The sequence below is a fragment of the Streptomyces sp. NPDC037410 genome, from assembly GCF_055602235.1.
In genome coordinates this window covers 62,323-85,763 of record NZ_JBVJWR010000011.1, presented here as the reverse complement: position 1 = coordinate 85,763, position 23,441 = coordinate 62,323, and the positions used below count along the sequence as shown (strand labels likewise).

Here is a 23,441-nt window from a genome sequence, read left to right as displayed (position 1 = left end):
TCCGGGAGCAGAAGGCGGTGCGCGGGTGAGCTCGGGAGGTCTGGAGCTGCCCCCAGGTGACGCGGGTCACGAGGGGGGCCCGGCCGGCCCCGCAGAGGCGCCGCCCGGTGCGGCCGCGCCGCCGGGCGCGGCCGTCCCCCCGGGCGTCGTCCTGCCGCCGGGGACGGTCGTGCCGCCCGGCACGGTCACCGTCGGACGGCCGGTCGAGATCGGGGCGGAGCTCGACTGGGGCGCCGAGGCCTGGAGCGAGGTCCGCACCCGGGCCCAGCGCGCCGGCCGCGCCTACATCTGGCTGAACCTCGTCGAGCAGCGGCTGCGGGCCGTGGTCGCCGCCGTCCTGCGGCCCGTGTACGAACCGGTGCACGGCGAGGAGTGGGTGGTGGCCGCGGCCGGTCCTGCCGGCCAGGAATGGGTCCAGCGGGCCGTCGCCGTCCGCGAGGTCTCCCGGCGCAAGGGCTATCTCCTCGACCCGGCCGACGACAACGTGCTGAGCTTCCTCACGCTGCCGCAGCTGCGCGAGCTGATGGTGCAGCACTGGCCGTGCTTCGAGCCCTACTTCGACGACCGGCGCGAGGTCGAACTCGCCCTCGACGAGCTGGAGGTCACGCGGAACGTGGTCTCCCGCAACCGGGCCCTCTCGCTGACCGTCCTCGCCCAGTCCGAACGGGCCTCCGCCCGCATCCTGGAGATCCTCGGCAGTGGCGCCGGGGTGCCCTCCGCCGACCGGCTGCCCGTGGACGCGGTCGAGGACCTCGTCGGCGACCGGTACGCGGACGTCGTCTCCGTCCACCCCGACCGCGTCCGGCTCCAGCGGCAGCTGCCCGCCGAGGACCTCTTCGGCGGAGCCCGCCGCCTCGACGCCACCGGCATAGGCCTGAACCTGCTCGTGCAGAACTTCTCCGGCCGCCGCATGGTCCGCCTCGCCGAGTCCGGCTGCCGGACCCGGCTCCTCTTCCTCAACCCCGCGAGCAGCGCCGTCAAGCGCCGCGAGCGGGAACTCGGCCTGAGGAAGGGCGAGCTGAGCCGCTCGGTCGAGATGAACATCCTGCACATGCGCCGGGTCCGCTCGAAGCTGCGCGACCCGGGGGCCTTCCAGATCCACGTCTTCGACGAGACCCCCCGCTTCACCGCCTATCTGGTGGACGGCGACGGGCCGGACGGGGTCGGCGTCGTCCAGTCCTATCTGCGCCGGGCCCGGGGCATGGAGGCCCCGGTCCTCGTCCTGCGCGGCGGCGGACGGAACGTCGTCCGGCACGGACAGTCCGCCCGTGACGGAGATCACGGACTCTTCGAGACATACCGGGAGGAATTCGAGTCGGTCTGGCTCGACTCCCGGCCCGTCTCCTGACCCCGCGCCGGGGGCGGCCGGGGGCGTTGTCAGTGGTGCGTGCGAGGGTGTTCAGCACCACGGGGGAGATCACGTAAGGAGGACCCGATGGCTTGGCATGGGGAAGCGCTGGTCGGCTTCGACCTGGAGACGACCGGCACCGATCCGCTGGAGGCCCGGATCGTCACGGCCTCGATCGTCGGCTACTTCGGCGGCCGGGTGTCCCGGCAGCGCGACTGGCTCGCCGACCCGGGCATCCGCATCCCGGAGCAGGCCTCCGCGATCCACGGCATCAGCACCGAGCGCGCGGCCGCCGAGGGCCGGCCGGTGCGGGAGGTCGCCGACGAGATCGCCGAGACCCTCACCGGCTACTGGAAGCAGGGCGTGCCCGTCGTCGCGTACAACGCCTCCTTCGACCTCACGCTCCTCGCCGCCGAGCTGCGCCGCCACGGGCTGCCCTCCCTGGAGGAGCGGCTCGGCGGGACGGCGATCGGACCGGTCGTCGACCCGTACACCATCGACCGGGCCGTCGACCGCTACCGGCGCGGCAAGCGGACCCTGGAAGCGGTCTGCGGGGAGTACGGGGTGGTGCTCGAAGCCGCCCACCAGGCCGCCGCCGACGCGCTCGCCGCCGTCCGGGTCGCCGTCGCGATAGCCGAGCGGCACCCGCAGGTCGCCGCCCTCGCCCCGGCCGAACTGCACGAGCGTCAGATCGGCTGGTACCGCGCCTGGGCCGAGGACTTCCAGGCCTTCCTGCGCCGCAAGGGCGACGCGGAGGCGGTCGTCGACTCCACGTGGCCCCTGCGGCCGGCCGTCGCGGTGGCGGGCTAGCCGTTCTCCTTGAGGAAGGACAGCAGCAGCTCGCTCACCTTCTCCGGCTGGTCCAGCTGGAGCCAGTGGCCCGCGTCCTCGACGCGCTCGTAGCGCCAGGAGCCCGACACGTACTGTTCCGTCCCGGACATCGACTGCTCGGTGAGGAACCGGTCGCCGGTCGACCACACGCCCATGACCGGGACCGACTCGGGCAGCGGCACCGCCGGCGACTCGGGGCCGAACTGGACCTCCGCCGGGATGCCCGCGCGGTAGATGTTCAGCGCGGCCGTCAGCGCGCCGGGCTCCCGCAGCGCCTCGATCACGGCCCCCGCGTCCGGGTGCTCGCCCAGCATGTCCCGCATTCCCGCGAAGTCGTCCCGCGCCAGCCAGTCCTCGGCGAGCCCGGCCAGCTGGAACAGCAGCATGTACCAGGAACGCTGCTTCTGCTCCCAGCCCGCGGACCGGATCGACGCCAGATGCCCCACGGACAGGATGCTCAGGCTCCGCACCCGGTCCGGGAAGAACTGGGTCAGGCCCTGGGCGATGCCCGAACCCCAGTCGTGGCCCACCAGATGGACCCGGTCCAGTTCGAGCCGGGCGAGCAGCTCGACCAGGTCGCCGACGTGCTTCCCCGGGTGGTACGCCTCCGGACCGCCCTCCGGACGCGCCGAGGCGCCGAAGCCGCGCAGGGTCGGGGCCACCGTCGTGAAGCCGGCCGCGTTCAGCGCGGCGACCTGGTGCCGCCACAGGTGGTGGCTGTCGGGGAAGCCGTGCACCAGCAGCACGGCCGGTCCTTCCCCGCTCACCTCGACGTCGAGGGTCACCTCGGACAGTTCGACACGCATCTCAACACCCCGTTCGCTACCGGCCGGTTCGACAGGCGACATGATGTCAGAACGGGTACCAGCGCACCTCGGGGGCGCCGTCCCGCAGCGAGGCCACCCGCCGCTCGAACTCGGCCAGCGCCTTCGGGTTCGACGGCGCGTGCTGCGCCACCCACGCGCAGCTCGCGGTCTCCCGCGCCCCGCGCAGCACCGCGCACCCCTCCCACTCCCGGACGTCCCAGCCGTACGCCTCGGTGAACGCCTCGTACGCCGCCGGGTCCAGGCCGTACCGGTCCCGGGAGAGGGCGAGGACCACCAGGTCGTGCTCCCGCAGGTCCGAGGAGAAGGTCTCCAGGTCCACCAGGACCGGCCCTCCGGGGCCGACGTGGACGTTCCGGGGGAGGGCGTCGCCGTGGATCGGGCCCGGGGGCAGATGCGGGGTGAGCGCGGCCGCCGCCGGGGCGAAGGAGTCGCGCCGCTCCCGCAGGAACGCCGCGTCCGCCGGGTCGATCGCGTCCCCCGCGAGCCGCAGCCACCGCTCGACCCCGCCGAGCAGCTCACGGCGGGGGAGCGTGAACCCCGTCGGCTCCGGCAGCGCGTGCACGGCACGGAGCAGCGGGGCCAGGTCGCGGGGCTCCGTCGGCCGTACCGCGTCGGGCAGCCGGTGCCACAGGGTGACCGGGTGCCCGTCCACGAGCCGCGGCTTCTCCTCGGCGGCCCGGACCGCCGGGACCCCGGCCGATTCCAGCCAGGACGCCAGCGCGAGCTCCCGCCCGGCCCGCTCGAACAGCTCCGGGTCCCGGCCGACCTTCACCACCAGATCGCCCACCGCGAAGACCGCGTTCTCGCCGAGGGCGAGCAGCCGCGCCTCCGTGACCGGCAGCTCCGCCCCGGCCAGGATCTCCCGTGCCCGCGCCTCGTCCATCGACCTCTCCCTCACCCGTGTGCCTGCGCCAAAGTCTCGCATCCACGCAGCTCGCCGCACTGGTCGCCGTGACGGGCGGACGGGCCGACGGGCCGTCAGCACCATGACGCCCCGATCCGGGCGCCTGGTCGAGGACGGCAACCGGGTCCTCGCCCGCTATCAGCGCAGATGACTGATTCGTCATTACGAAACATTGTTGAATAAGTCACAGATGAGTGAAGGGGCTTCTCCGCGCCCCCGCCATCGGACAGTGTTCGAACCGGCCACCGTGCCGCCCCCCACGAGGCGCGGTGGCCCCACTAGATTGACCCCCATGACGACGAAGACCTACGCGGCCCTGCTCCGCGGCATCAACGTGAGCGGCCACCGCAAGGTCCCCATGGCGGAGCTCCGGAGCCTCCTCGAAGGTCTCGGGCACACGGACGTCCGCACCTACCTCCAGAGCGGGAACGCCGTCTTCACCACCGATTCCGGCGCCGCCGAGGACGAGTTGCGGGCCGCGCTCGAAGACGCCGTCGAGGAGCGCTTCGGCTTCCGCGTCGACTGTCTCGTCCGCGACGGCGACTACCTCGCCGCCGTCGCCGACGCCTGCCCCTTCCCGGCCGACGAACTGAAGGGCAAGGAGCTCCACGCCTTCTACTGCTCCGGGCCGGTCACCCCCGAACGCTTCGCCGCGATCGACCGCGAGGCCTTCCTGCCGGAGGACTTCGCCCTCGGCGACCGCGTGTTCTACCTGTACGTCCCCGACGGCCTCGGTACGTCCAGACTGGCCCAGGCCATCTCCCGCCCGTCTGTCGTGAAGGGACTCGTCACCACCGCCCGGAACTGGAACACCGTGGTCAAGCTCGTCGAGATGACGCACCAGGACTGACCCCGAATTGGCCCAGGGAGACGGCCGGGGAATGGCCCGTGGCACCGGGCCATCTGGCGACTAGATTCATGGTCATGACGAACAACGAGACCAAGAACCGTCCGACCGTCGACTTCTACTTCGACCCCGCCTGCCCCTTCGCCTGGATCACCTCCCGCTGGATGCTCGAGGTCGAGGCCCACCGGGACATCGACCTCCGCTTCAAGGTCATGAGCCTGTACTTCCACAACGAGGGCAACACCCTGCCCGACTGGTACCGCGAGCTCGTCGACGCCTCCATCGGCCCCGTCCGGGTGGCGGCCGCCGCCGCCGAACAGCACGGCGAGGAGATCCTGCGCCCGCTCTACACCGCGTACGGCACCCGCATCCACGAGAAGAAGCAGAAGGACTTCGACGCCGTCATCGCCGAGTCGCTCAACGAGCTCGGGCTCGCCCCCGAACTCGCGGCCGCCGCGCACGACCCGTCCTACGACGAGCTGGTCCGGCGCAGCCACGACGCGGGCAAGGAGTCCGAGGAGGAGGGGTACGTCGGCACCCCGACCATCCACGTCGACGGCACCGTCTGGTTCGGCCCGGTCCTGCGCGCCATCCCGCGCGGCGAGGACGCCGCCGAACTCTTCGACGGCTTCCGCGTCCTGGCCGGCCACCCGGACCTCTTCGAGCTCAAGCGCACCCGCACGGGCGGCCTGGACTTCAGCTAGGACCTGTCCGGCCCACTACTCCAAGGGGCCGTCCCGGGTTGATCCGACCGGTCGGATCTTCCGGTGGGTCGCACCAGGACGCTCCGGGCGGCGGCCGGGCCGAGGGTATGCATATGTCGCCGGACCATTCGTCTCCGGACCACCCCTGTGCACCGACCTCAGGAGCCACACCATGCGCCCCCTCAGAGCAGCCTGCCTCGGCACGGCCACCGCCCTGGTCACCCTCCTCGCCTGTGCCCCTGTCGCGGGTGCCGCCGCGACGGACACCGGTTCCGCCCAGGCCAAGGGCAGGGCCCCTGTCCTCACCCTCACGGCCGAGCTCGCGCAGCGGACCCCCTTCCCCGTGAACCCCGGCGGCCCCGCCGCGCAGGGCGATCGGGTCGTCGTCCGGTCGATCCTCAAGGACGAGGGCGGCAACGTGGTCGGCGAGAGCGGCGGCACCTGCGTCCTCACCCGGGTCGAGGCCGGCGGAGCGGAGGAGTGCATCGTGACCTACACCCTCCCGGACGGCCAGATCGCCGCGCAGGGGATGTACTTCGGCACCCTCAACCCGGGCCCGCCCCCTTCGTTCGACAACGCGATCACCGGCGGCACCGGGAGGTACGCCAAGGCCCGCGGCACGGTCCACTCCGACACGACCATTGTGGACGGCAAGGTCGTGAGGCACCTCACGTTCACCTTCGCCTGACCGACCCCGGTCGCCGGCCGGCGACCAGGTGTCGCGAAAGTTCAAGACGGGGCGGCCGGGCGGCCCGTAGCGTCGGGAGCATGAACGAGATGCACACCCACCTCACCGCCTGCGCCGCCGAGGCGCGCCGCGTCGCCCGCGCCGTCACCGTCGAGCAGCTCGGCGAACCCTCCGTCTGCACCGACTGGACCGTCCGCGAACTCGCCAACCACCTGGTCCTCTACTCCGCGCACGGCCTCGAACACCGGGCCCTGCGCACCCAGCTCCCCGAGGAGACCGTCCAGCGGGACTTCGCCGGAGAGGACGGCTGGGCCGAGGCGTACGCGGCCCAGCTCGACCGGGCCCTGGCCGCCTGGGAGCGGCCGGAGGCCTGGGACGGGGAGATCGACATGGGCGGCAGCGCCATGCCGGCCCCCGAGATCGCCGCCATGCTCGTCGAGGAACTCGCCCTGCACGGCTGGGACCTGGCCCGCTCAACCGGACAGGACTTCACCCTGCCGGAGGAGACGGCGGTCTTCCTGCTCGGCGTGGTCGAGCGGTACGCGGAGATGTACCGCCAGTACGAGGGCTTCGCCGCGGTCGTCGACGTACCGGACGACGCTCCGGCGCTCGATCGCGCCCTGGCGATCAGCGGCCGCAACCCGAAGTAGGACCTAAGCCGTCCTGGCGACCGCGCCGTGGGCCGCGTGGGCCCCGTCGTACCGCTCCAGGAGCAGGCGGGCCAGCTCGGGGGAGGGGCCGAGGACGTCCGCCAGGACGTCGGCCCCGGCCGCGCCCGCCGCGATGCGGTCCGGGAGGCGGCCCGGGGCGATCACGTACGGGGCGACGGCCACCCGCCGGACGCCCGGGTCCGAGCGCAGGGCGCGGACGGCGTCCTCCGTGCGGGGGAGGGATGCGGAGGCGAAAGCGGGCCGCACGGAGCACCAACCGGTGCGCCGCAGCTCCCGCGCCGTTTCTGCGATCACCGCGATCGCCTCCGGGTCGGTGGAGCCCGCCGAGGCCAGGACCACCCCGGTCGCGCTCTTGTCGGCGGGCGTGAGGCCCGCCTCGTACAGCCGCCGCTCCACCGCCGCGATCAGCAGCGGCGACGGGCCCAGGACCTCCGCCTGGCGGATGGTCAGGGACGCCGGCGCCTGGCGGAGTACGGCGGGGATGTCGGCCTTCGCGTGGAAGGCCCGGGTCAGGAGCAGGGGCAGCGCCACCACGTCCCGTACCCCGTCGGAGGCCAGGCGGTCCAGGACCCCCGGCACCGACGGCAGGTTGAAGTCCAGGAACGCCGTCTCCACGCGCACCCCCGGCCGCAGCGCACCGGCCCGGCGCACGAGCGCCTGGACGGTCGCCGCGTGCCGCGGGTCGCGGCTGCCGTGGGCGATGACGAGCAGGACGGGGCGGTTCATGGTCGCGGTCAGCCCCTCGCGAGCAGGCCGCGGCGGCGCAGGACCGCACGCTCCAGCGGGCTGAAGACGAGCAGGTCGATGGCGATGCCGACGATCAGGATCAGGATGATCGCCAGGAAGATCCCGGCCATGTCGATGTTGTTGCGGCCGTTCTCCAGGAGCTGGCCGAGGCCGAGGCCCAGGTCGGGCGAGGACGCGATGATCTCCGCGGCCATCAGCGAACGCCAGGAGAACGCCCAGCCCTGCTTGAGGCCGGCCAGGTAGCCGGGGAGCGCGGCCGGCATCACGATGTACCAGGCGCCCTTGACGCCCGTCGCGCCGAGCGTCTGCCCGGCCCGCAGGAACAGCGGCGGGACCTGGTCGACGCCGGCGACGAGGCCGTTGGCGATCGACGGGACCGCGCCGAGCAGGATCACCGCGTACATCATGCTGTCGTTGAGGCCGAGCCACAGGACGGCCGGCGCCACCCAGGCCACCGAGGGCAGCGACTGGAGGCCCGCGAGGATCGGGCCGATCGCCGCGCGCACGAACTTCACGCGGGAGACGAGCAGGCCCAGCGGGGTGCCGATCGCGAGCGCCAGGACGAAGCCGTACAGGGCCCGGGACACGCTGGTCCACAGGATGCTGAACAGCGTCCCCTCCCGCCACATCACGGTCAGGCTGTCCCACACGGCGGACGGCGCCGGAAGCTTGTACTCGTCGGTGACCTTGAAGGACACCAGGAGCTGCCACACCACCAGGACGAGCACGACGGCGACGACCGGCGGGAGCACCTTCTTGACCAGCACCTCGCCGACCGGGGTCCGCCGGATCTGCACGCTGTCGAGGGCGTCCAGACCGGCTTCGAGCCCGGCGAGGTCGTCGGCCTGCGGCGCCTTCGGGGTGGTTTCAGTGCTGGCCATGACGACGGATCTCCCCACGCAGGTGCTCGGTGATCTCGAGGGACAGCTCCGCGACGGCGGAGTCCTCGATGCGGCGCGGCTGAGGGATGTCGATGGTCCACTCGTGCGCGATCCGGCCGGGCCGGGACGAGAGGAGGACGACGCGCTCGGCCAGCCGCACGGCCTCGCGCACGTTGTGGGTGACGAAGAGCACCGACAGCTTCGTCTCCCGCCAGATCCGGGTCAGCTCGTCGTGCAGCACGTCCCGGGTGATGGCGTCGAGCGCGGCGAACGGCTCGTCCATCAGGAGCAGGTCGCTGTCCTGGGCGAGCGCGCGGGCCAGCGCGACGCGCTGCCGCATGCCGCCGGACAGCTCGTGGACCCGCTTGTCGTACGAGCCGCCGAGCCGGACGAGGCTCAGCAGCCGCTCGGCCTCGTCGCGGCGCTCGGCCTTGGGCACCCCGCGCAGCCGCAGGGCGAGTTCGATGTTCTTGCCCGCGGTGAGCCACGGGAAGAGGGCGTGCTCCTGGAACATCAGGGCCGGCCGGCCGCCGGGGGTCTCGATGGACCCCGCGGACGGCCGGTCGAGCCCGGCGACCAGGTTGAGCAGCGTGGACTTTCCGCAGCCCGAGGCGCCCAGGAGGGTGACGAACTCGCCGGGGGCGACATCGAGCGAGATGTCGTCGAGGACGAGCTGCCCGCCGGCGGGTCCGCCGAAGGACTTGGAGACATGCTCGATGCGGGCGGCATGGGTCACCGCCGCACGGTCTTCGGCCTTGGCGAGCGTCGCGGTCGTGGCCATGGTCGTCACCTCCTGGGGATCAGCTGCGGGCTGTTACTTCGCGCCGAGACCGGCGTCGGAGACCTCGGGCTGACCCGCGGCCTTCAGGACCTTGTTGAGCGGCTTCAGGTCGTAGATGCCGGACAGTTCGGGCTTCTCCAGGAGACCGGCCTTCACCGCGTGGTCGGCCTGGGCCTGGAGCGTGGCCGCCAGCGGGTCGTCGGTGAACTGGATGGAGGGCCACGCGGCGTCGATCACCTTCGCGCCGAGCGCCTTGCCCGAGAGGTCCTTCAGCTTGGCGTTGGCCGAGGCCTTGGCCTTGTCCTGGTTGGCGTTGATCCACGCGTTGGTCTTCACCGAGCCGCGCAGGAACGCCTCGACGACGTCCGGGTGCTCCGTGAGGAACTTCTGCGACACGATGATGTTCGTGATGACGAACTTCTTGTCGGGCCACAGGTCGGACTCGTCGAGCAGCACCTTCGCACCGTCGGCGACCAGCTTGGACGCGGTCGGCTCGGGCACCCAGGCGCCGTCGACGGCACCGGAGGCGTAGGCGTTCGGGGTGACCTTGTTGTCCGTGCGGACCACCGAGACGTCGCCCTTGCCGCTCTGGGCGTCGACCTTCCAGCCCTTCTCGGAGATCCAGTTGAGGAAGGCCACGTCCTGCGTGTTGCCGAGCTGCGGGGTGGCGATCCTCTTGCCCTTGAGGTCGTCCAGGGTCTTGATCTTCGAGGGGTTCACCACGAGCTTCACGCCACCGGAGGCGGCGCCGCCGATGATGCGGAGGTTGGTCCCCTTGGTCTTCACGTAGCCGTTGATGGACGGCGAGGGGCCGATGAAGCCGATGTCGATCGAGCCGGCGTTCAGCGCCTCGATCTCGGACGGGCCCGCGTTGAAGGTGGTGGGCACCAGCCTGGTGCCGCCCAGCTCCTTCTGGAGGATGCCCTCCTGGTCACCGACCAGCGCGGTGGCGTGCGTCAGGTTGGGGAAGTACCCGAGCCGTACGGTGTCGGCGGAGAGCTTCTCGCCCTCGGCGGCCACCTTCTTCTCGTCGTTCTTGGCCTCGGAGCCGTAGCCGCAGGAGGCGAGGACGCCGATCAGCAGCGGCAGAGCGGCGGCGGCCAGGCCGCGGCGCAGGGTGGTACGGGTGGTGGCAGGCACGGGTGGTGTTCCCCTCGATTCGACTTCTCAGCGAAGTCTGCGTTTATGTCGTTCGGGGTGGAGCGGGTGGAGCCGTGTCGCACCGCTCGCGCGGCGCATCGAGGTCAGCACGCACATCGCGCCACACCTCCCCGGCCCGCGCCGAGGGCGCCGGAGCCCACCCGGCCGCCCTCCTTCGCGAAGGTGGCCCAGACGTCCTGACCGGTCATCAGAAGTCCCACCCTTCTTCCTCGTCCACCGCGACGACGGCCTTGGTCGTGGCGAAGGACTCGCCCGCCATGCCGGCCGCGAGCGTGGTGCCGTCCGCGGGGTCGATCAGCAGGAACGAACCCGTACGGCGGGAGTCGGCGTACGCGTCGAGCGCGAGCGGCTCGGCGGTGCGGACGACGACCCGGCCGATGTCGTTGGCGACCAGCTGCCCGGGGTTCGGGTGCTGGGAGAGGTCGTCGAGGGTCAGCCGCGAGGGGATGTCCTTGACGATCGCCTTGACCGTGCGCGTGGTGTGCTTGAGCAGCACCCGCTGGCCGACGGCGAGCGGCTGGTCCGCCACGTGGCAGACCGTCGCCTCGACGTCCTGGCTGGTGGCCGGGGCGTCGGTGCTCGGCGCGAGCAGGTCGCCGCGCGAGATGTCGATGTCGTCGGCGAGCCGGATCGTCACCGACTGCGGGGCCCAGGCGATGTCCACGGACTCGCCGAGCGCGTCGATCGCGCTGATCGTCGACTTCTTCCCCGACGGCAGGACGGTGATCTCCTCGCCGACGCGGAAGGCACCGGCCGCGATCTGACCGGCGTAGCCCCGGTAGTCGGGGTGCTCGGCGGTCTGCGGGCGGATCACGTACTGCACAGGGAAGCGGGCGTGGCAGGCCGTCAGGTCGTGGCTGACCGGGACGGTCTCCAGGTGCTCCAGGACCGTCGGGCCGCCGTACCAGTCCATGTTCGCGGACGGCTCCACGACGTTGTCGCCGGCGAGCGCCGAGATCGGGATCGCGGTGATCTCCGGGACGCCGAGCTCGGAGGCGTACGTGGTGAACTCCTCGGCGATCGCGGCGAAGACGGACTCCTGGTAGTCGACCAGGTCCATCTTGTTCACGGCGAGGACCACGTGCGGGACGCGGAGCAGCGCGGCGACGGCGGCGTGCCGGCGGGTCTGCTCGACGACGCCGTTGCGGGCGTCGACCAGGACCACGGCCAGTTCGGCGGTGGAGGCGCCGGTGACCATGTTCCGGGTGTACTGCACGTGCCCGGGGGTGTCGGCGAGGATGAACCGGCGGCGGGGCGTCGCGAAGTAGCGGTACGCCACGTCGATGGTGATGCCCTGCTCGCGCTCGGCCCGCAGACCGTCGGTGAGGAGCGCCAGGTCGGGCGCCTCCTGGCCGCGGGAGCGCGAGGCGTGCTCCACGGCCTCCAGCTGGTCGGCGAGGACCGACTTGGAGTCGTGGAGCAGCCGGCCCACCAGTGTGGACTTGCCGTCGTCGACGGAGCCGGCGGTGGCGAAGCGCAGCAGGGTGGTGGCCGCCAGCTGGTCGGACAGCTGCTCGGTGGACGTGCTCATTAGAAGTACCCTTCGCGCTTGCGGTCTTCCATCGCGGCCTCGGACAGCTTGTCGTCGGCCCGGGTGGCACCCCGCTCGGTGAGGCGGGAGGCGGCGATCTCGGCGATGACGGCGTCCAGCGTGGTGGCGTCGGAGTCGACGGCGCCGGTGCAGGACATGTCGCCGACGGTGCGGTAGCGGATCAGCCGCTTCTCGACCGTCTCGGACTCCTTCGGGCCGCCCCACTCGCCGGCCGTGAGCCACATGCCGCTACGGGCGAACACCTCGCGCTCGTGGGCGAAGTAGATCTCGGGGAGCTCGATCTTCTCCCGCTGGATGTACTGCCAGACGTCCAGCTCGGTCCAGTTGGAGAGCGGGAAGACCCGGACGTGCTCGCCGGGGGCGTGCCGGCCGTTGTAGAGCTGCCACAGCTCGGGGCGCTGGCGGCGCGGGTCCCACTGCGAGAACTCGTCCCGCAGAGAGAACACGCGCTCCTTGGCGCGGGCCTTCTCCTCGTCGCGGCGGCCGCCGCCGAAGACGGCGTCGAAGCGGTGCTGCTGGATCGCCTCGGTCAGCGGGACGGTCTGCAGCGGGTTGCGGGTGCCGTCGGGGCGCTCGCGGAGCTTGCCGGCGTCGATGTACTCCTGCACGGAGGCCACGTGCAGCCGCAGTCCGTGCTGGGCGACGACCCGGTCGCGGTACTCGATGACCTCGGGGAAGTTGTGCCCCGTGTCGACGTGCAGCAGCGTGAAGGGGACCGGCGCCGGGGCGAAGGCCTTCAGCGCCAGGTGCAGCATGACGATGGAGTCCTTGCCGCCGGAGAAGAGGATCACCGGCCGCTCGAACTCGCCCGCCACCTCACGGAAGATGTGGACGGCCTCGGACTCCAGGGAGTCGAGGTGCGACAGCGCGAACGGACTGTCCGTGGTGTCGTGAGTATGGGCGACGGTGGTCACAGCAGACCCCTCTCGGTGAGCAGCGCGTGGAGCTGCGCCGCGGACTCCTGCACGGTCTGGTTCTGGGACTCGATCCGCAGATCGGGCGTCTCGGGCGCCTCGTACGGGTCGTCGACGCCGGTGAGGCCGCTGATCTCGCCCGCGGCCTGCTTGGCGTAGAGGCCCTTCACGTCGCGGACGGAGCAGACCTCGACCGGGGTGGCCACGTGGACCTCCAGGAAGGGGGTGCCCTCGGCGCCGTGGCGCTTGCGGACCGCCTCGCGGCTGTCGTTGTACGGGGCGATGACCGGGACCAGGACCTTCACGCCGTGCGAGGCGAGCAGCTCGGCGACGAAGCCGATCCGCTGCACGTTGGTGTGGCGGTCCTCGCGGGTGAAGCCGAGGCCCGCCGAGAGGAACTCGCGGATCTCGTCGCCGTCGAGGATCTCGACGCGGTGGCCCTCGTCGCGGAGGCGGCCGGCCAGCTCGTACGCGATGGTGGTCTTTCCGGCGCTCGGCAGGCCGGTGAGCCAGATGGTGGCACCGGTCACGTGGTTCTCCTGGGAGGTGTGGGAGGTCTGAGGGGTGGGGGTCATCAGCCGTGCAGCCCGCATTCGGTCTTGGCGCGGCCCGCCCAGCGTCCGGCGCGGGCGTCCTCGCCCTCCAGGACGCGGCGGGTGCAGGGGGCGCAGCCGACGGAGGCGTACCCGTCCATGAGGAGCGGGTTGGTGAGGACACCGTGCTCCGTGACGTACGCGTCGACGTCGTCCTGCGTCCAGCGGGCGATGGGGGAGACCTTCACCTTCTGCCGCTTCTCGTCCCAGCCGACGACCGGGGTGTTCGCCCGGGTCGGGGACTCGTCGCGGCGCAGGCCGGTGGCCCACGCGCCGTACGCGGTGAGGCCCTCCTCCAGCGGCTTGACCTTGCGCAGCGCGCAGCACAGGTCGGGGTCGCGGTCGTGGAGCCTCGGACCGTACTCGGCGTCCTGCTCGGCCACGGTCTGACGCGGGGTCAGGGTGATGACGTTGACGTCCATGACGGCGTCCACGGCGTCCCGGGTGCCGATGGTCTCCTCGAAGTGGTAGCCCGTGTCGAGGAAGACGACGTCCACACCGGGCTTCACGCGCGAGGCGAGGTGGGCGACGACCGCGTCCTCCATGGACGAGGTCACGCAGAAGCGGTCGCCGAAGGTGTCCACGGCCCAGCGGAGGATCTCCAGCGCGGAGGCGTCCTCCAGCTCACGGCCGGCCTGTTCGGCGAGTGCCTTGAGGTCGGCCGCGGTGGCGTCCTTCACCTGATCGGTCGTCATGTGTCTTCCCTCCCGGTGGAGTTGCCCGGAGTCGCCGGGGCGAGGAGCCCCAGGAACTTCAGCTGGAAGGCTCGACTGCACGCGGCGCATTCCCAGGCGCCGTGACCCTGCTCGTTGGGACGCAGGTCCTCGTCCCCGCAGTAGGGGCAGTAGAAGGGGGCCGCACGCTCGCTCATGACAGGGCCTCCTCGGAGGCACGCGCCGCCCAGGTCGCGAAGCGCTCGCCGGTCTCGCGCTCCGCCTGGAAGCGCTTGAGGACCCGCTCCACGTAGTCGGGGAGCTCGGCCGACGTCACCTTGTGGCCGCGAAGCTTGCGGCCGAAGCCGGCCTCCAGGCCGAGCGCGCCGCCCAGGTGCACCTGGTAGCCCTCGACGCGGTTGCCGTCGGCGTCCAGGACCAGCTGGCCCTTGAGGCCGATGTCCGCGACCTGGATGCGGGCGCAGGCGTTCGGGCAGCCGTTGATGTTGATCGTCAGCGGCTCGTCGAACTCCGGGAGACGGCGCTCCAGTTCGTCGATGAGCGAGGAGCCGCGGCCCTTCGTCTCGACGATCGCGAGCTTGCAGAACTCGATGCCGGTGCAGGCCATCGTGCCGCGCCGGAACGGCGTCGGGTTCACCCGCAGGTCGAGCGACTCCAGGGCGGCGACCGCCGAGTCGACCTGGTCCTGCTCGATGTCGAGCAGCAGCATCTTCTGGTCCGCGGTGGTCCGCACCCGGCCGGAGCCGTGCCGCTCGGCCAGGTCGGCGATCTTGGTCAGGGTGGCGCCGTCGACCCGGCCCACGCGCGGGGCGAAGCCGATGTAGAAGCGGCCGTCCTGCTGCTCGTGCACGCCCATGTGGTCGCGCCACTGGCCCGCGGGCTGCTCGGGGGCGGGGCCGTCCGTCAGCTTGCGCTCGAGGTACTCGTCCTCCAGGACCTGGCGGAACTTCTCCGGGCCCCAGTCGGCGACGAGGAACTTCAGGCGGGCGCGGTTGCGCAGCCGGCGGTAGCCGTAGTCGCGGAAGATCGAGATGACGCCCTCGTAGACGTCGGGGACCTCGTCGAGGGAGACCCAGGTGCCGAGGCGGACGCCGAGCTTCGGGTTGGTGGACAGACCGCCGCCGACCCACACGTCGAAACCGGGGCCGTGCTCCGGGTGCTCCACGCCCACGAAGGCGATGTCGTTGATCTCGTGCGCCACGTCGAGCTGCGGCGAACCGGAGACCGCGGACTTGAACTTGCGGGGCAGGTTGGAGAAGTCCTTGTTGCCGACGATCCGGCGCTGGATCTCGTCGATGGCGGGGGTGCCGTCGATGATCTCGTCGGCGGCGATGCCGGCCACGGGGGAGCCGAGGATGACACGCGGGGTGTCACCGCAGGCCTCGGTGGTCGACAGGCCGACCGCCTCCAGGCGGTTCCAGATCTCGGGGACGTCCTCGATGCGGATCCAGTGGTACTGGACGTTCTGCCGGTCCGTGATGTCGGCCGTGCCGCGGGCGAACTCCTCGGAGATCTCGCCGATGACCCGGAGCTGCTCGGTGGTCAGCCGGCCGCCGTCGATGCGGACCCGGAGCATGAAGAACTCGTCGTCCAGCTCCTCCGGCTCAAGGACACCCGTCTTGGTGCCGTCCAGACCCTGCTTGCGCTGGGTGTAGAGGCCCCACCAGCGCATGCGTCCGCGCAGGTCGTTGGGGTCGATGGAGTCGAAGCCGCGCTTCGAATAGACCGTCTCAATACGTGTCCGCACATTGAGACCGTCGTCATCCTTCTTGAACTGCTCATTGCCGTTCAGGGGGGTGAAGTGCCCCACCGCCCACTGACCCTCGCCACGGTGGCGCCCGGCTTTGCGGCGGGCGGCGGCGGGAGTGGGGTTTTCCGGGGTGGCGGCCATGGCGTTTTGTCCTTCGGGACTGCGAGAGGGCGGCTCTGACCTGCACACTCGCGCTCAGGTCAGAGGGTGGCGCGTCAGTGCGCAGCAGGGTGGGGCAGAGTCGGGCTGTAAGGAGATCGCGGCGGTGCTGGTTCTCTCAGCGCGCCGAACAGATGGCGCTGGACATGCGGCCGAGGTCGACGTGCCGCCGACTCACCAAGGCAATTCCAGTTCCAGACATGACGGAAGCGTGTCACGGGAGTTTGGACCCAGTCCAGCATCGTCCACTATGCGGACGTAGTCGTCTCGTATGTCGAGACAGTGTGCTCCAGGTCACGCGAAAGGGGCCCTGCTCAGGGCCCCTTTGGCGATGCGTGTGGATCAGGAGTACGGATCCGGGCGTGCGGATCGGTGCGTACCGATCAGGGCGCAGGATCCGGGCGTGCGGATCGGTGCGTACCGATCAGGGTGCAGGATCAGTGCGTACGGATCGGTGCGTACGGATCAGGCGTACGCGCCCGGCCAGGGGCCCGGGGTCTCCGACTCCTCCGTCTCCTCGACCTTCGTGTCGAACAGCCGGAAGCCGCGCCGCTCGTAGTTGGCCATGGCGTGCGGCCCGTCGAGCGAGCAGGTGTGCAGCCAGACGCGCTTCGTGGGCTCCCGGTCCGGCCAGCGCTCGGCCAGGTCCCAGGCGCGCGCCACCCCGTAGGAGAGGAGGTGGCCGCCGATCCGGCGCCCCCGGAAGGCCGGGATCAGGCCGAAGTAGACGATCTCCACCACACCGTCGTCCTGCGGGTCGAGCTCCACGTACCCGGCCGGCGTCCCCTTGTCGTACGCCACCCAGATCTCGGCGCCCGGCTTCTCCGCGATCTCCTGCCACTGCTTGTACGTCAGCGACAGCCGGTCGGACCAGCGGATGTCGCCGCCGACCGCGGTGTAGAGGAAGCGGCTGAACTCCGCCGAGGGCACCTCGGCGCGCCGGATCGCCACGTCGTCGCCCTCCGGCGGGGTGGCGGGCCGGAGGTCGGACGGCGAGGTCTGTTCGAGGGACCAGGTGGTGAGAGTGATGCTCATAGGGCCATCGCATCATGCGGAACGCAAGATTCCCAGGGGGATCCCCTGGGGGCGGCCCTCCCGGTGGACGCGCGTCCACATGCTGGACATGTACTAGACGCCGGTCCGGGCCCGGACCGCCGGCGCCGTCGAGTGGGGGAGCAGGTCCGCGGGCCGCTCCGGGCGCAGGACCTCCACCGCGACCTCCTCCCGGAAGCGGTACGGGCGGTGCGCCAGGACCCCCGCCAGGTTCCGCCGCACCCGGGACATCTCCGCCCGCACGGTCACCGTCCTCGTACGGTCGCCGAAGACGTCGTCCGCGAGCTCCGCCGCCGTCCGGCCGTCGCGGTGCAGCGCCAGTACATAGAGGAGCTCCGCGTGCCGGGGGCTGAGCTCCTGCTGCCAGCTGCCCGCCGCCCCGGAAACGGCCACCGTCCAGCGGCGCGGCCGGCTCAGGTCGAGGACCACCCGGCTCGCCGCCTCCGAGCCGGACTCCCCGGACCGGGCCTCCTCCTCCACCCGCAGCAGCCAGCCGCCCGGCAGCGGCTCCACCGCGCACACCCCGAGCGAGGGCAGCCAGACCCGGCCGGCCCGGAACGACTTCGGCAGCGGGATCCGGTCCACCGGCGCGAGCCCGGTCACCGCCGCCGTCCAGCCGTGGTCGTCCACCGCGACGGCCCGGCCGCCCACCCGGCACAGGATCGGCGCCGCCACCGCCCGCAGCCGCTCGATCGACCGGTGGTGCCGCTCCCGCATCTCGGCCTCGGCGAGCTGCGCGACCGAGCCGACCAGGGCCAGCATCGCGGGATGGAAGCTGGACGCGGGACCGGACACGTCCAGGATCCCGAGCAGCCGCTGATCGCGCGGATCGTGCACGGGCGCGGCGGCGCAGGTCCAGTTGTGCAGCGTCTGCACGTAGTGCTCGGCGGAGTGCACCTGCACCGCGCGGCCCAGGGCGAGGGCGGTGCCGACCGCGTTCGTCCCGGTGGCGTGCTCGGCCCAGGCCGCGCCCTCCTCCAGACAGATGCCGTGCGCCTGCCGAAGGACGGAGGTGTTCCCCTGGCGCCACAGCACCCGGCCGTGCTCGTCGGTGACCACCATGATCTGGAGGGAGGCGTCGGCGATGCCGGCGATGCCGCCGCTCAGCGTGTGCATCACCTCGGAGAGGAGCGTGGTTCTGCGCCGCTCCTCCAGCTCGTCCCGCTGAAGCAGCACGGTGCTCGTGCTCTGGTCGGGGTCGAGGCCGAGCCGGGCCATCCGCTGCCAGGACGCGTCGATCACGGCGCGGGGCGCGATCGGGGGCGTGCGGCCCGCGAGGGTCTCCTCGCGCACCCGGTGCAGCAGCCGGCTGGCCTGGGCGGCGTCCATGGCGGCGAGCCGCTTCATGTCGAGCTGCGTGTTCTTCATCGGTCTCTCCCAGCCACCCGGGGTGCTGTATCGGTTCTGCACAGGGCAGATGTCCGGAGTGTCGGTGCCCATCGTGCCGTCCGGGGCCACCCGGCGAGGCCCGGTTCGGGTAATCCTGCAACCCTTTGCAACTCTGGCGAGCGACCCGCCTCCTGCGTGAGGGTGGTGCGAGCGGCGGGTGGTGCCGTGTCGGCGCAGCACCACCCCCGCTTTTCCGCGCGTACCGGCCTGAACGACGCACGACACCCCGTCAGGTCCACCCCTGGTACGCGCGGCACAGCATCCCGTACGACCGTGCGAGCCCTCACACCACGGCCCGCGCCCGCTCCACCACCGCCCGCAGGTCAAGCGTGTGCGGGAGCGTCCCGAACGCCGCGCCGCCGTCACCACCGAGCCGCGCCGCGCAGAACGCGTCCGCCACCTCCGGCGGAGCCCATCGCACGAGCAGCGCCCCCTGGAGCACCAGCGCGAGCCGCTCCGTGAGCCGCCTGGCCCGCGCCTCGATCCCCTCCAGGTCCGCCAGTTCGACGAGCAGCCCCCGGATCGCCCGGTCGAGCCGGTGGTCGGCGCCCCTCGCGGCCCCCACCTCCCGCAGCAGCGCGTCCAGGGCGGCGGGCTCGGTCCGCAGCGCCCGCACCACGTCGAGCGCCTGCACGTTCCCCGACCCCTCCCAGAGGGAGTTGAGCGGCGACTCCCGCAGCAGCCGGGGCAGCCCCGACTCCTCCACGTACCCGTTGCCGCCCAGGCATTCGAGCGCCTCCGCGACGAGGGGCGTACACCGCTTCGTCACCCAGTACTTCGCCGCCGGAACGGCGATACGGAGCAAAGCGAGCTCCTCCGGAGTCCCGGCGTCGTACGCCGCCGCGAGCCGCATGCCCAGCACCGTCGCCGCCTCCGACTCCACGGCCAGATCGGCGAGTACGTTCCGCATCAGCGGCTTGTCGACGAGCAGCCCGCCGAAGGCCGAGCGGTACGAGGCGTGGTGCACGGCCTGCGCCACCGCCTGGCGCATCAGCGCCGCCGAACCGAGGACGCAGTCGAGCCGGGTCGCCGCGACCATGCCCATGATCGTCCGGATCCCGCGCCCCTCCTCGCCAATCCGCCGCGCCCAGGTCGTCCCGTCGAACTCCACCTCGGCGGAGGCGTTCGACCGGTTGCCCAGCTTGTCCTTGAGCCGCTGGAGGGCGAAGGCGTTGCGCGAGCCGTCCGCGAGCACCCGGGGCACCAGGAAGCAGGTCAGCCCCGCCGGGGCCTGCGCGAGCACCAGGAAGGCGTCCGACATCGGCGCCGAACAGAACCACTTGTGCCCCGTCAGGACGTACTCGCCGTCGGCCGCGAGCGGCCGGGCCTCCGTCGTGTTCGCCCGGACGTCGCTGCCGCCCTGCTTCTCCGTCATCGCCATCCCGAGCAGCACGCCCGGCTTCTCCGCGACCGGCCGCAGTTCCCGCTCGTACACGTGCGAGAGCGCCGCCGGCTCCCAGACCGCCGCGAGCTCCGGCTCGGCGCGCAGCGCGGGCACCGCGGCGTGCGTCATCGACACCGGGCAGCCGTGCCCCGCCTCCGCCTGCGACACCACCAGGAACCCGGCGGCCCGCCGCACATGACCACCCGGGCGGCCCCACGCGTCCGTGAGGCCGGCCGACACCGACCGCCCCAGGAGCCGGTGCCAGGCCGGATGGAACTCGACCTCGTCGATCCGCCGCCCGTACCGGTCATGGGTCCGCAGCCGCGGCGGATCCCCGTTCGCCCGCTCCCCCCACTCCCGCACCTGCGCCGAACCGCTCGCCCGGCCCAGCAGACCCAGCTCCTCACGCACCTCCTCCAGGAGGCCGGGAGCGAGATGCCGCTCGACCGCCTCCGCAAGGGCCAGGTCGCTCGTGAAGACGTCATATCCCACCAGGGGCGGAGCCTGATTGGTCACGGTGTGGGTGCTCGCTGCCATGCCGATACGGTAAGCAGGTGCAGGCAGCAAGAGAAACACCCGATCGGCCCGAGCGGCGGCCCTGGAGCAGGCTCCACCGCGCGCGCGTCCTCTACCGCAACGTCTCGAAGCGGAAGATGGCCTGGCTGCTCCTCAAGGACACCGTCAACTCGTGCATCGAGTACCGGATCCTCGGCCTCGCCGCCGAGGCCGCGTTCTTCACGCTGCTGTCACTGCCGCCCCTGCTGCTCGGTCTGATCGCCGTCCTCGGATACGCCGACGACTGGACCAACACCGACACCGTCGCCAGCATCCGGGAGAACATCCTCCACGCGGCCGGCACGGTCCTCTCCGACCGCGGCGTCCACGAGATCGCCGAGCCGCTCCTCGACGACATCACCCAGGGCAAACGGCCCGAGCTGATCTCCCTCGGCTTCGCCATCGCCCTCTGGTCCGGCTCGCGCGCGGTGAACGTCTTCATCGACACCATCACCGTCATGTACGGGCTCGACGGGCGCCGCGGCATCGTCAAGACCCGGCTCCTCGCCCTGCTCCTCTACATCGTGGCGCTGCTCATCGGAGCCGTCGTGCTGCCCCTCGCGGTGGTCGGCCCGGACCGGGTCGTCGAACTCGTCCCCTGGGGCACCGAGGTCGTCGCCGTCCTCTACTGGCCGGCCGTCATCCTGCTCTCCATCGCCTTCCTCACCACGCTCTACCACGTCTCCGTGCCCGTCAGATCGCCGTGGATCGAGGACATCCCCGGCGCCCTCGTCGCCCTCGGGATGTGGGTCCTCGGCAGCTTCCTGCTGCGCGTCTACCTGACCAGCCAGGTCGAGGGCCCGACGATCTACGGCTCGCTCGCCGCGCCCATCGCCGTGCTCCTCTGGATCGGCATCTCGGCCTTCGCGGTCCTCGTCGGCGCCGCCGTGAACGCCGCCATCGACCGCGTCTGGCCCTCCGTCGCCACCGCCGCCGCCCGCGAGGCCAACGAACGGGCCCGCGCCGTCCAGGCCGCCGAACTCGTCGCCCGGGTGCGGGCCGAGGCGGAGGAGGTCGACGAGGACGACCCGGACATGCCGTCCGAGTTCCCCGAGCGCTGGTCCAAGTTCCTCCCGCCGGACGACGTGAAGTCCCGTCTCCACTCGGGCTGGGAGAAGGACTGACTCTAGGCTGGGGGGATGTACGAGGAGCGCCCCGCCCTGCTCGACGGGGCCGTGCTGTGGACCCGGACCGCCGCCGGGCCCACGGCGGAGCGGCCCGTTCTGCCCGACGGCTGCATGGACCTGATCTGGGCCGACGGAAGACTCCTCGTCGCCGGACCCGACACACGCGCGTACGTACCGGGCGAGTTCGCCGCACGGTACGCGGGGATCCGCTTCGCCCCCGGCGACGCCCCCGGATTCCTCGGCGTCCGTGCCCACGAGCTCCGCGACCGGCGGGTCCCCCTCGGCGCACTGTGGGGCGAGGCGGCCGCGCGCCGGCTCGGCGAGCGCATCACCGAGGCCCCCGACCCGGCCGCGGCCCTGGAGGAGCTCGTCCTGCGCCGGGCCGCCGAGGCCCCCGCCCCCGACCCGCTGCTCCGGGCCGTCGTGGCGCGCCTCGCGGCGGGCCGGGCGGTCGCCGAGACGGCCGAGGCGGTCGGACTCGGCGCCCGGCAGCTGCACCGGCGCTCCCTGGACGCCTTCGGCTACGGCCCGAAGACCCTCGCCCGCGTCCTGCGCCTCCAGCGCGCGCTCGCCCTGGTGCGGGCCGGGGTGCCGTACGCCGAGGCCGCGCTGCGCGCTGGCTGCGCCGACCAGGCCCACCTGGCCCGGGAGACCCGGGCGCTCGCGGGGACGACCCTGAGCGCCTACACGGCCGCGGTGTCGGCGAAGAGCGAGACCCCGCCGCCGTCCGGGTCGAGGACCACCGCGTAGCGCTGCCCCCACACGGCGTCCCAGGGCTTCAGGTGCCCCGGATGCCCGGCGGCGACCAGCTCCTCGTACACCGCGTCCACGTCGGCGGGCGAGCCGCACCGGAAGGCGAGCTCGACCCGGCCGGTCCCCGCCGGGCGCGTCCAGCGGGGATCGAAGGAACGGACGAGGTCCTCCGTGTCCCAGGCGATCCGCAGCCCACCGGGCAGCGCCGCCTCCGCGTGCGGGGCGGACTCGGCCCCGGCCGGGATGTCCAGGCCGAGACGCCGGTAGAAGGCGAGCGAGGCGGCCATGTCCGAGACGACGAGGCCGACGAGGTCGAAGCGGGGAGCGATACGGGGTGCTGTGTCCATGACGTCACCGTAGGCACGCCGCCCACACCCGGTCTTGCACGAATCGGACGCACACCCGCCCCGCCACGCCCTCCTTGTCCGCTGCTCGACGCCCACGGCTGCTACGGCCTCGGAGCGCGCCAGATGATCGCGGCCACGCACATCAGTAGCCTGATCTGCCGACGCACGGGAGAGGTCCACAGGGCCACATGGTCATATCTCCACAAGAAAGACGTGAACAGTGACGTATTACGTGGATCTCGCGCCCTACGACTACACACCAGACGCCGGCCCCGGCTGGCTGGCCGTCGGATGGCTGGAACGCGGGAAGGAATACGAGATCGACGAGGTATCGCCCCAGATCATCGATGAGCTGGCGAATCTCGCCCACCTCGGCGAAGGACAGACCCGCGGCCGCCACTACTGCGACCTCTGCGACGAGCCCGCGGAACACTGGGCACGATCGCCGCGGTTCTCCTCGCGGGTCCGCCTGGGATCCGCCGAGATCCGCGTCCCGAAGGAGGGCGGCGGCGCCTACGCGGCGCCCGACTTGCTACCCCACTACATCGAGGAACACCTCTACTGCCCCCCTCAGGAATTCCTCGACGCGGTGCTCGCGGAATCCGCACGCCGATGGGGCTAGTACTCCAGCAGGACTTTGGTGTCTGACCTGGGACGATGCCGGGCGGCTGGAGTGTAGGGGGGGGGGGGGGGGGGGGGGGGGGGGGGGGGGGGGGGGGGGGGGGGGGGGGGGGGGGGGGGGGGGGGGGTGGGGGGTGGGTTGCGAAGCCTCACGCCGCGCCCTTACATCCACGCCACCTA

At 72.1% G+C, this 23,441-nt stretch carries 26 protein-coding genes; 9 read left to right on the top strand and 17 right to left on the bottom strand.

The window, feature by feature from the left end; translation table 11 throughout:
• Positions 1–25 precede the first annotated feature (25 nt).
• Together ACZ7HT_RS19865 and ACZ7HT_RS19860 are read left to right on the top strand one after the other, a co-directional pair.
• Positions 26–1,348 carry an SAV2148 family HEPN domain-containing protein gene (locus ACZ7HT_RS19865; RefSeq protein WP_471167305.1) on the top strand — a complete coding sequence of 441 codons (1,323 nt, stop codon included), beginning with the start codon at positions 26–28 and terminating at the stop codon, positions 1,346–1,348.
• An 87-nt stretch (positions 1,349–1,435) separates the two neighbouring features.
• Positions 1,436–2,158 (top strand): exonuclease domain-containing protein, encoded by a 723-nt coding sequence (locus tag ACZ7HT_RS19860; RefSeq protein WP_471167302.1) that lies wholly within the window; start codon positions 1,436–1,438, stop codon positions 2,156–2,158.
• On the opposite strand, the gene ACZ7HT_RS19855 is transcribed toward ACZ7HT_RS19860, so the two are convergent.
• Entirely contained in the window at positions 2,155–2,985 is an 831-nt protein-coding gene (locus ACZ7HT_RS19855) for an alpha/beta fold hydrolase (RefSeq protein WP_471167299.1), read from the bottom strand. The genes ACZ7HT_RS19860 and ACZ7HT_RS19855 overlap by 4 nt on opposite strands.
• A 46-nt stretch (positions 2,986–3,031) precedes the next feature.
• A complete protein-coding gene (locus ACZ7HT_RS19850) occupies positions 3,032–3,889 on the bottom strand; it encodes a phosphotransferase enzyme family protein (RefSeq protein ID WP_471167296.1) in 858 nt (285 codons plus the stop codon).
• Positions 3,890–4,202: 313 nt separating this feature from the next.
• Here ACZ7HT_RS19850 and ACZ7HT_RS19845 point away from each other — a divergent pair, with 313 nt between their 5' ends.
• The 4 genes from ACZ7HT_RS19845 to ACZ7HT_RS19830 all read left to right on the top strand — a co-directional run bounded on the left by ACZ7HT_RS19845 (position 4,203) and on the right by ACZ7HT_RS19830 (position 6,799).
• A complete protein-coding gene (locus tag ACZ7HT_RS19845) occupies positions 4,203–4,760 on the top strand; it encodes a DUF1697 domain-containing protein (protein ID WP_471167294.1) in 558 nt (185 codons plus the stop codon).
• 74 nt (positions 4,761–4,834) lie between these two features.
• Positions 4,835–5,461 (top strand): mycothiol-dependent nitroreductase Rv2466c family protein, encoded by a 627-nt coding sequence (locus ACZ7HT_RS19840; protein WP_471167292.1) that lies wholly within the window; start codon positions 4,835–4,837, stop codon positions 5,459–5,461.
• Between the two features lie 172 nt (positions 5,462–5,633).
• On the top strand, positions 5,634–6,149 hold the full coding sequence (locus ACZ7HT_RS19835; protein WP_471167289.1) for an allene oxide cyclase barrel-like domain-containing protein: 516 nt from the start codon (positions 5,634–5,636) through the stop codon (positions 6,147–6,149).
• A gap of 80 nt (positions 6,150–6,229) precedes the next feature.
• The gene (locus tag ACZ7HT_RS19830) at positions 6,230–6,799 is read left to right on the top strand and encodes a TIGR03086 family metal-binding protein (RefSeq protein ID WP_471167287.1); all 570 of its coding nucleotides are present in this window, start codon (positions 6,230–6,232) and stop codon (positions 6,797–6,799) included.
• A 3-nt stretch (positions 6,800–6,802) separates the two neighbouring features.
• On the opposite strand, the gene ACZ7HT_RS19825 is transcribed toward ACZ7HT_RS19830, so the two are convergent.
• The 14 genes from ACZ7HT_RS19825 to ACZ7HT_RS19760 form a co-directional block, all read right to left on the bottom strand.
• Positions 6,803–7,546, bottom strand: a complete 744-nt coding sequence (locus tag ACZ7HT_RS19825) for a sirohydrochlorin chelatase (RefSeq protein WP_471167284.1) — start codon at positions 7,544–7,546, stop codon at positions 6,803–6,805.
• Positions 7,547–7,554: 8 nt separating this feature from the next.
• Positions 7,555–8,448, bottom strand: a complete 894-nt coding sequence (locus tag ACZ7HT_RS19820; protein ID WP_471167281.1) for an ABC transporter permease — start codon at positions 8,446–8,448, stop codon at positions 7,555–7,557.
• Complete coding sequence (locus ACZ7HT_RS19815) at positions 8,435–9,229, bottom strand: ABC transporter ATP-binding protein (RefSeq protein ID WP_471167278.1); 795 nt, start codon at positions 9,227–9,229, stop codon at positions 8,435–8,437. The genes ACZ7HT_RS19820 and ACZ7HT_RS19815 overlap by 14 nt, the downstream gene beginning before the upstream one ends.
• Positions 9,230–9,262: 33 nt before the next feature.
• Positions 9,263–10,369, bottom strand: a complete 1,107-nt coding sequence (locus ACZ7HT_RS19810) for an aliphatic sulfonate ABC transporter substrate-binding protein (RefSeq protein WP_471167276.1) — start codon at positions 10,367–10,369, stop codon at positions 9,263–9,265.
• A 208-nt stretch (positions 10,370–10,577) separates the two neighbouring features.
• Positions 10,578–11,921: a sulfate adenylyltransferase subunit 1 gene (locus ACZ7HT_RS19805; protein WP_471167274.1), complete on the bottom strand. Its 1,344-nt coding sequence runs from the start codon at positions 11,919–11,921 to the stop codon at positions 10,578–10,580.
• A complete protein-coding gene (gene cysD, locus ACZ7HT_RS19800; protein ID WP_471167272.1) occupies positions 11,921–12,856 on the bottom strand; it encodes a sulfate adenylyltransferase subunit CysD in 936 nt (311 codons plus the stop codon). The genes ACZ7HT_RS19805 and cysD overlap by 1 nt, the downstream gene beginning before the upstream one ends.
• A complete protein-coding gene (gene cysC, locus ACZ7HT_RS19795; RefSeq protein WP_471167269.1) occupies positions 12,853–13,431 on the bottom strand; it encodes an adenylyl-sulfate kinase in 579 nt (192 codons plus the stop codon). The genes cysD and cysC overlap by 4 nt, the downstream gene beginning before the upstream one ends.
• On the bottom strand, positions 13,431–14,144 hold the full coding sequence (locus ACZ7HT_RS19790) for a phosphoadenylyl-sulfate reductase (RefSeq protein WP_471167268.1): 714 nt from the start codon (positions 14,142–14,144) through the stop codon (positions 13,431–13,433). Before ACZ7HT_RS19790 ends, cysC begins: the two co-directional genes overlap by 1 nt.
• On the bottom strand, positions 14,141–14,320 hold the full coding sequence (locus tag ACZ7HT_RS19785; protein WP_471167265.1) for a hypothetical protein: 180 nt from the start codon (positions 14,318–14,320) through the stop codon (positions 14,141–14,143). The genes ACZ7HT_RS19790 and ACZ7HT_RS19785 overlap by 4 nt, the downstream gene beginning before the upstream one ends.
• A complete protein-coding gene (locus ACZ7HT_RS19780) occupies positions 14,317–16,014 on the bottom strand; it encodes a nitrite/sulfite reductase (protein WP_471167263.1) in 1,698 nt (565 codons plus the stop codon). Before ACZ7HT_RS19780 ends, ACZ7HT_RS19785 begins: the two co-directional genes overlap by 4 nt.
• A gap of 136 nt (positions 16,015–16,150) precedes the next feature.
• On the bottom strand, positions 16,151–16,234 hold the full coding sequence (locus tag ACZ7HT_RS19775) for a putative leader peptide (protein ID WP_351188065.1): 84 nt from the start codon (positions 16,232–16,234) through the stop codon (positions 16,151–16,153).
• A gap of 263 nt (positions 16,235–16,497) precedes the next feature.
• Complete coding sequence (locus ACZ7HT_RS19770) at positions 16,498–17,067, bottom strand: GNAT family N-acetyltransferase (RefSeq protein ID WP_471167260.1); 570 nt, start codon at positions 17,065–17,067, stop codon at positions 16,498–16,500.
• Between the two features lie 93 nt (positions 17,068–17,160).
• Positions 17,161–18,453 (bottom strand): helix-turn-helix domain-containing protein, encoded by a 1,293-nt coding sequence (locus ACZ7HT_RS19765; protein ID WP_471167257.1) that lies wholly within the window; start codon positions 18,451–18,453, stop codon positions 17,161–17,163.
• 304 nt (positions 18,454–18,757) lie between these two features.
• Positions 18,758–20,395 (bottom strand): acyl-CoA dehydrogenase family protein, encoded by a 1,638-nt coding sequence (locus tag ACZ7HT_RS19760; RefSeq protein WP_471167255.1) that lies wholly within the window; start codon positions 20,393–20,395, stop codon positions 18,758–18,760.
• Positions 20,396–20,412: 17 nt separating this feature from the next.
• Between ACZ7HT_RS19760 and ACZ7HT_RS19755 the strand changes: the two genes are divergently transcribed.
• Together ACZ7HT_RS19755 and ACZ7HT_RS19750 are read left to right on the top strand one after the other, a co-directional pair.
• Positions 20,413–21,537: a YihY/virulence factor BrkB family protein gene (locus ACZ7HT_RS19755; protein WP_471167253.1), complete on the top strand. Its 1,125-nt coding sequence runs from the start codon at positions 20,413–20,415 to the stop codon at positions 21,535–21,537.
• A gap of 15 nt (positions 21,538–21,552) precedes the next feature.
• Positions 21,553–22,290, top strand: coding sequence for a helix-turn-helix domain-containing protein (locus ACZ7HT_RS19750; protein ID WP_471167251.1), 738 nt, complete (start codon positions 21,553–21,555; stop codon positions 22,288–22,290).
• Here the strand turns inward: ACZ7HT_RS19750 and ACZ7HT_RS19745 are convergent.
• The gene (locus tag ACZ7HT_RS19745; protein WP_471167249.1) at positions 22,224–22,640 is read right to left on the bottom strand and encodes a VOC family protein; all 417 of its coding nucleotides are present in this window, start codon (positions 22,638–22,640) and stop codon (positions 22,224–22,226) included. The two genes, ACZ7HT_RS19750 and ACZ7HT_RS19745, sit on opposite strands and share 67 nt — an antisense overlap.
• A 232-nt stretch (positions 22,641–22,872) precedes the next feature.
• Here ACZ7HT_RS19745 and ACZ7HT_RS19740 point away from each other — a divergent pair, with 232 nt between their 5' ends.
• A complete protein-coding gene (locus ACZ7HT_RS19740; protein WP_471167248.1) occupies positions 22,873–23,262 on the top strand; it encodes a DUF7919 family protein in 390 nt (129 codons plus the stop codon).
• Positions 23,263–23,441 lie beyond the last annotated feature (179 nt).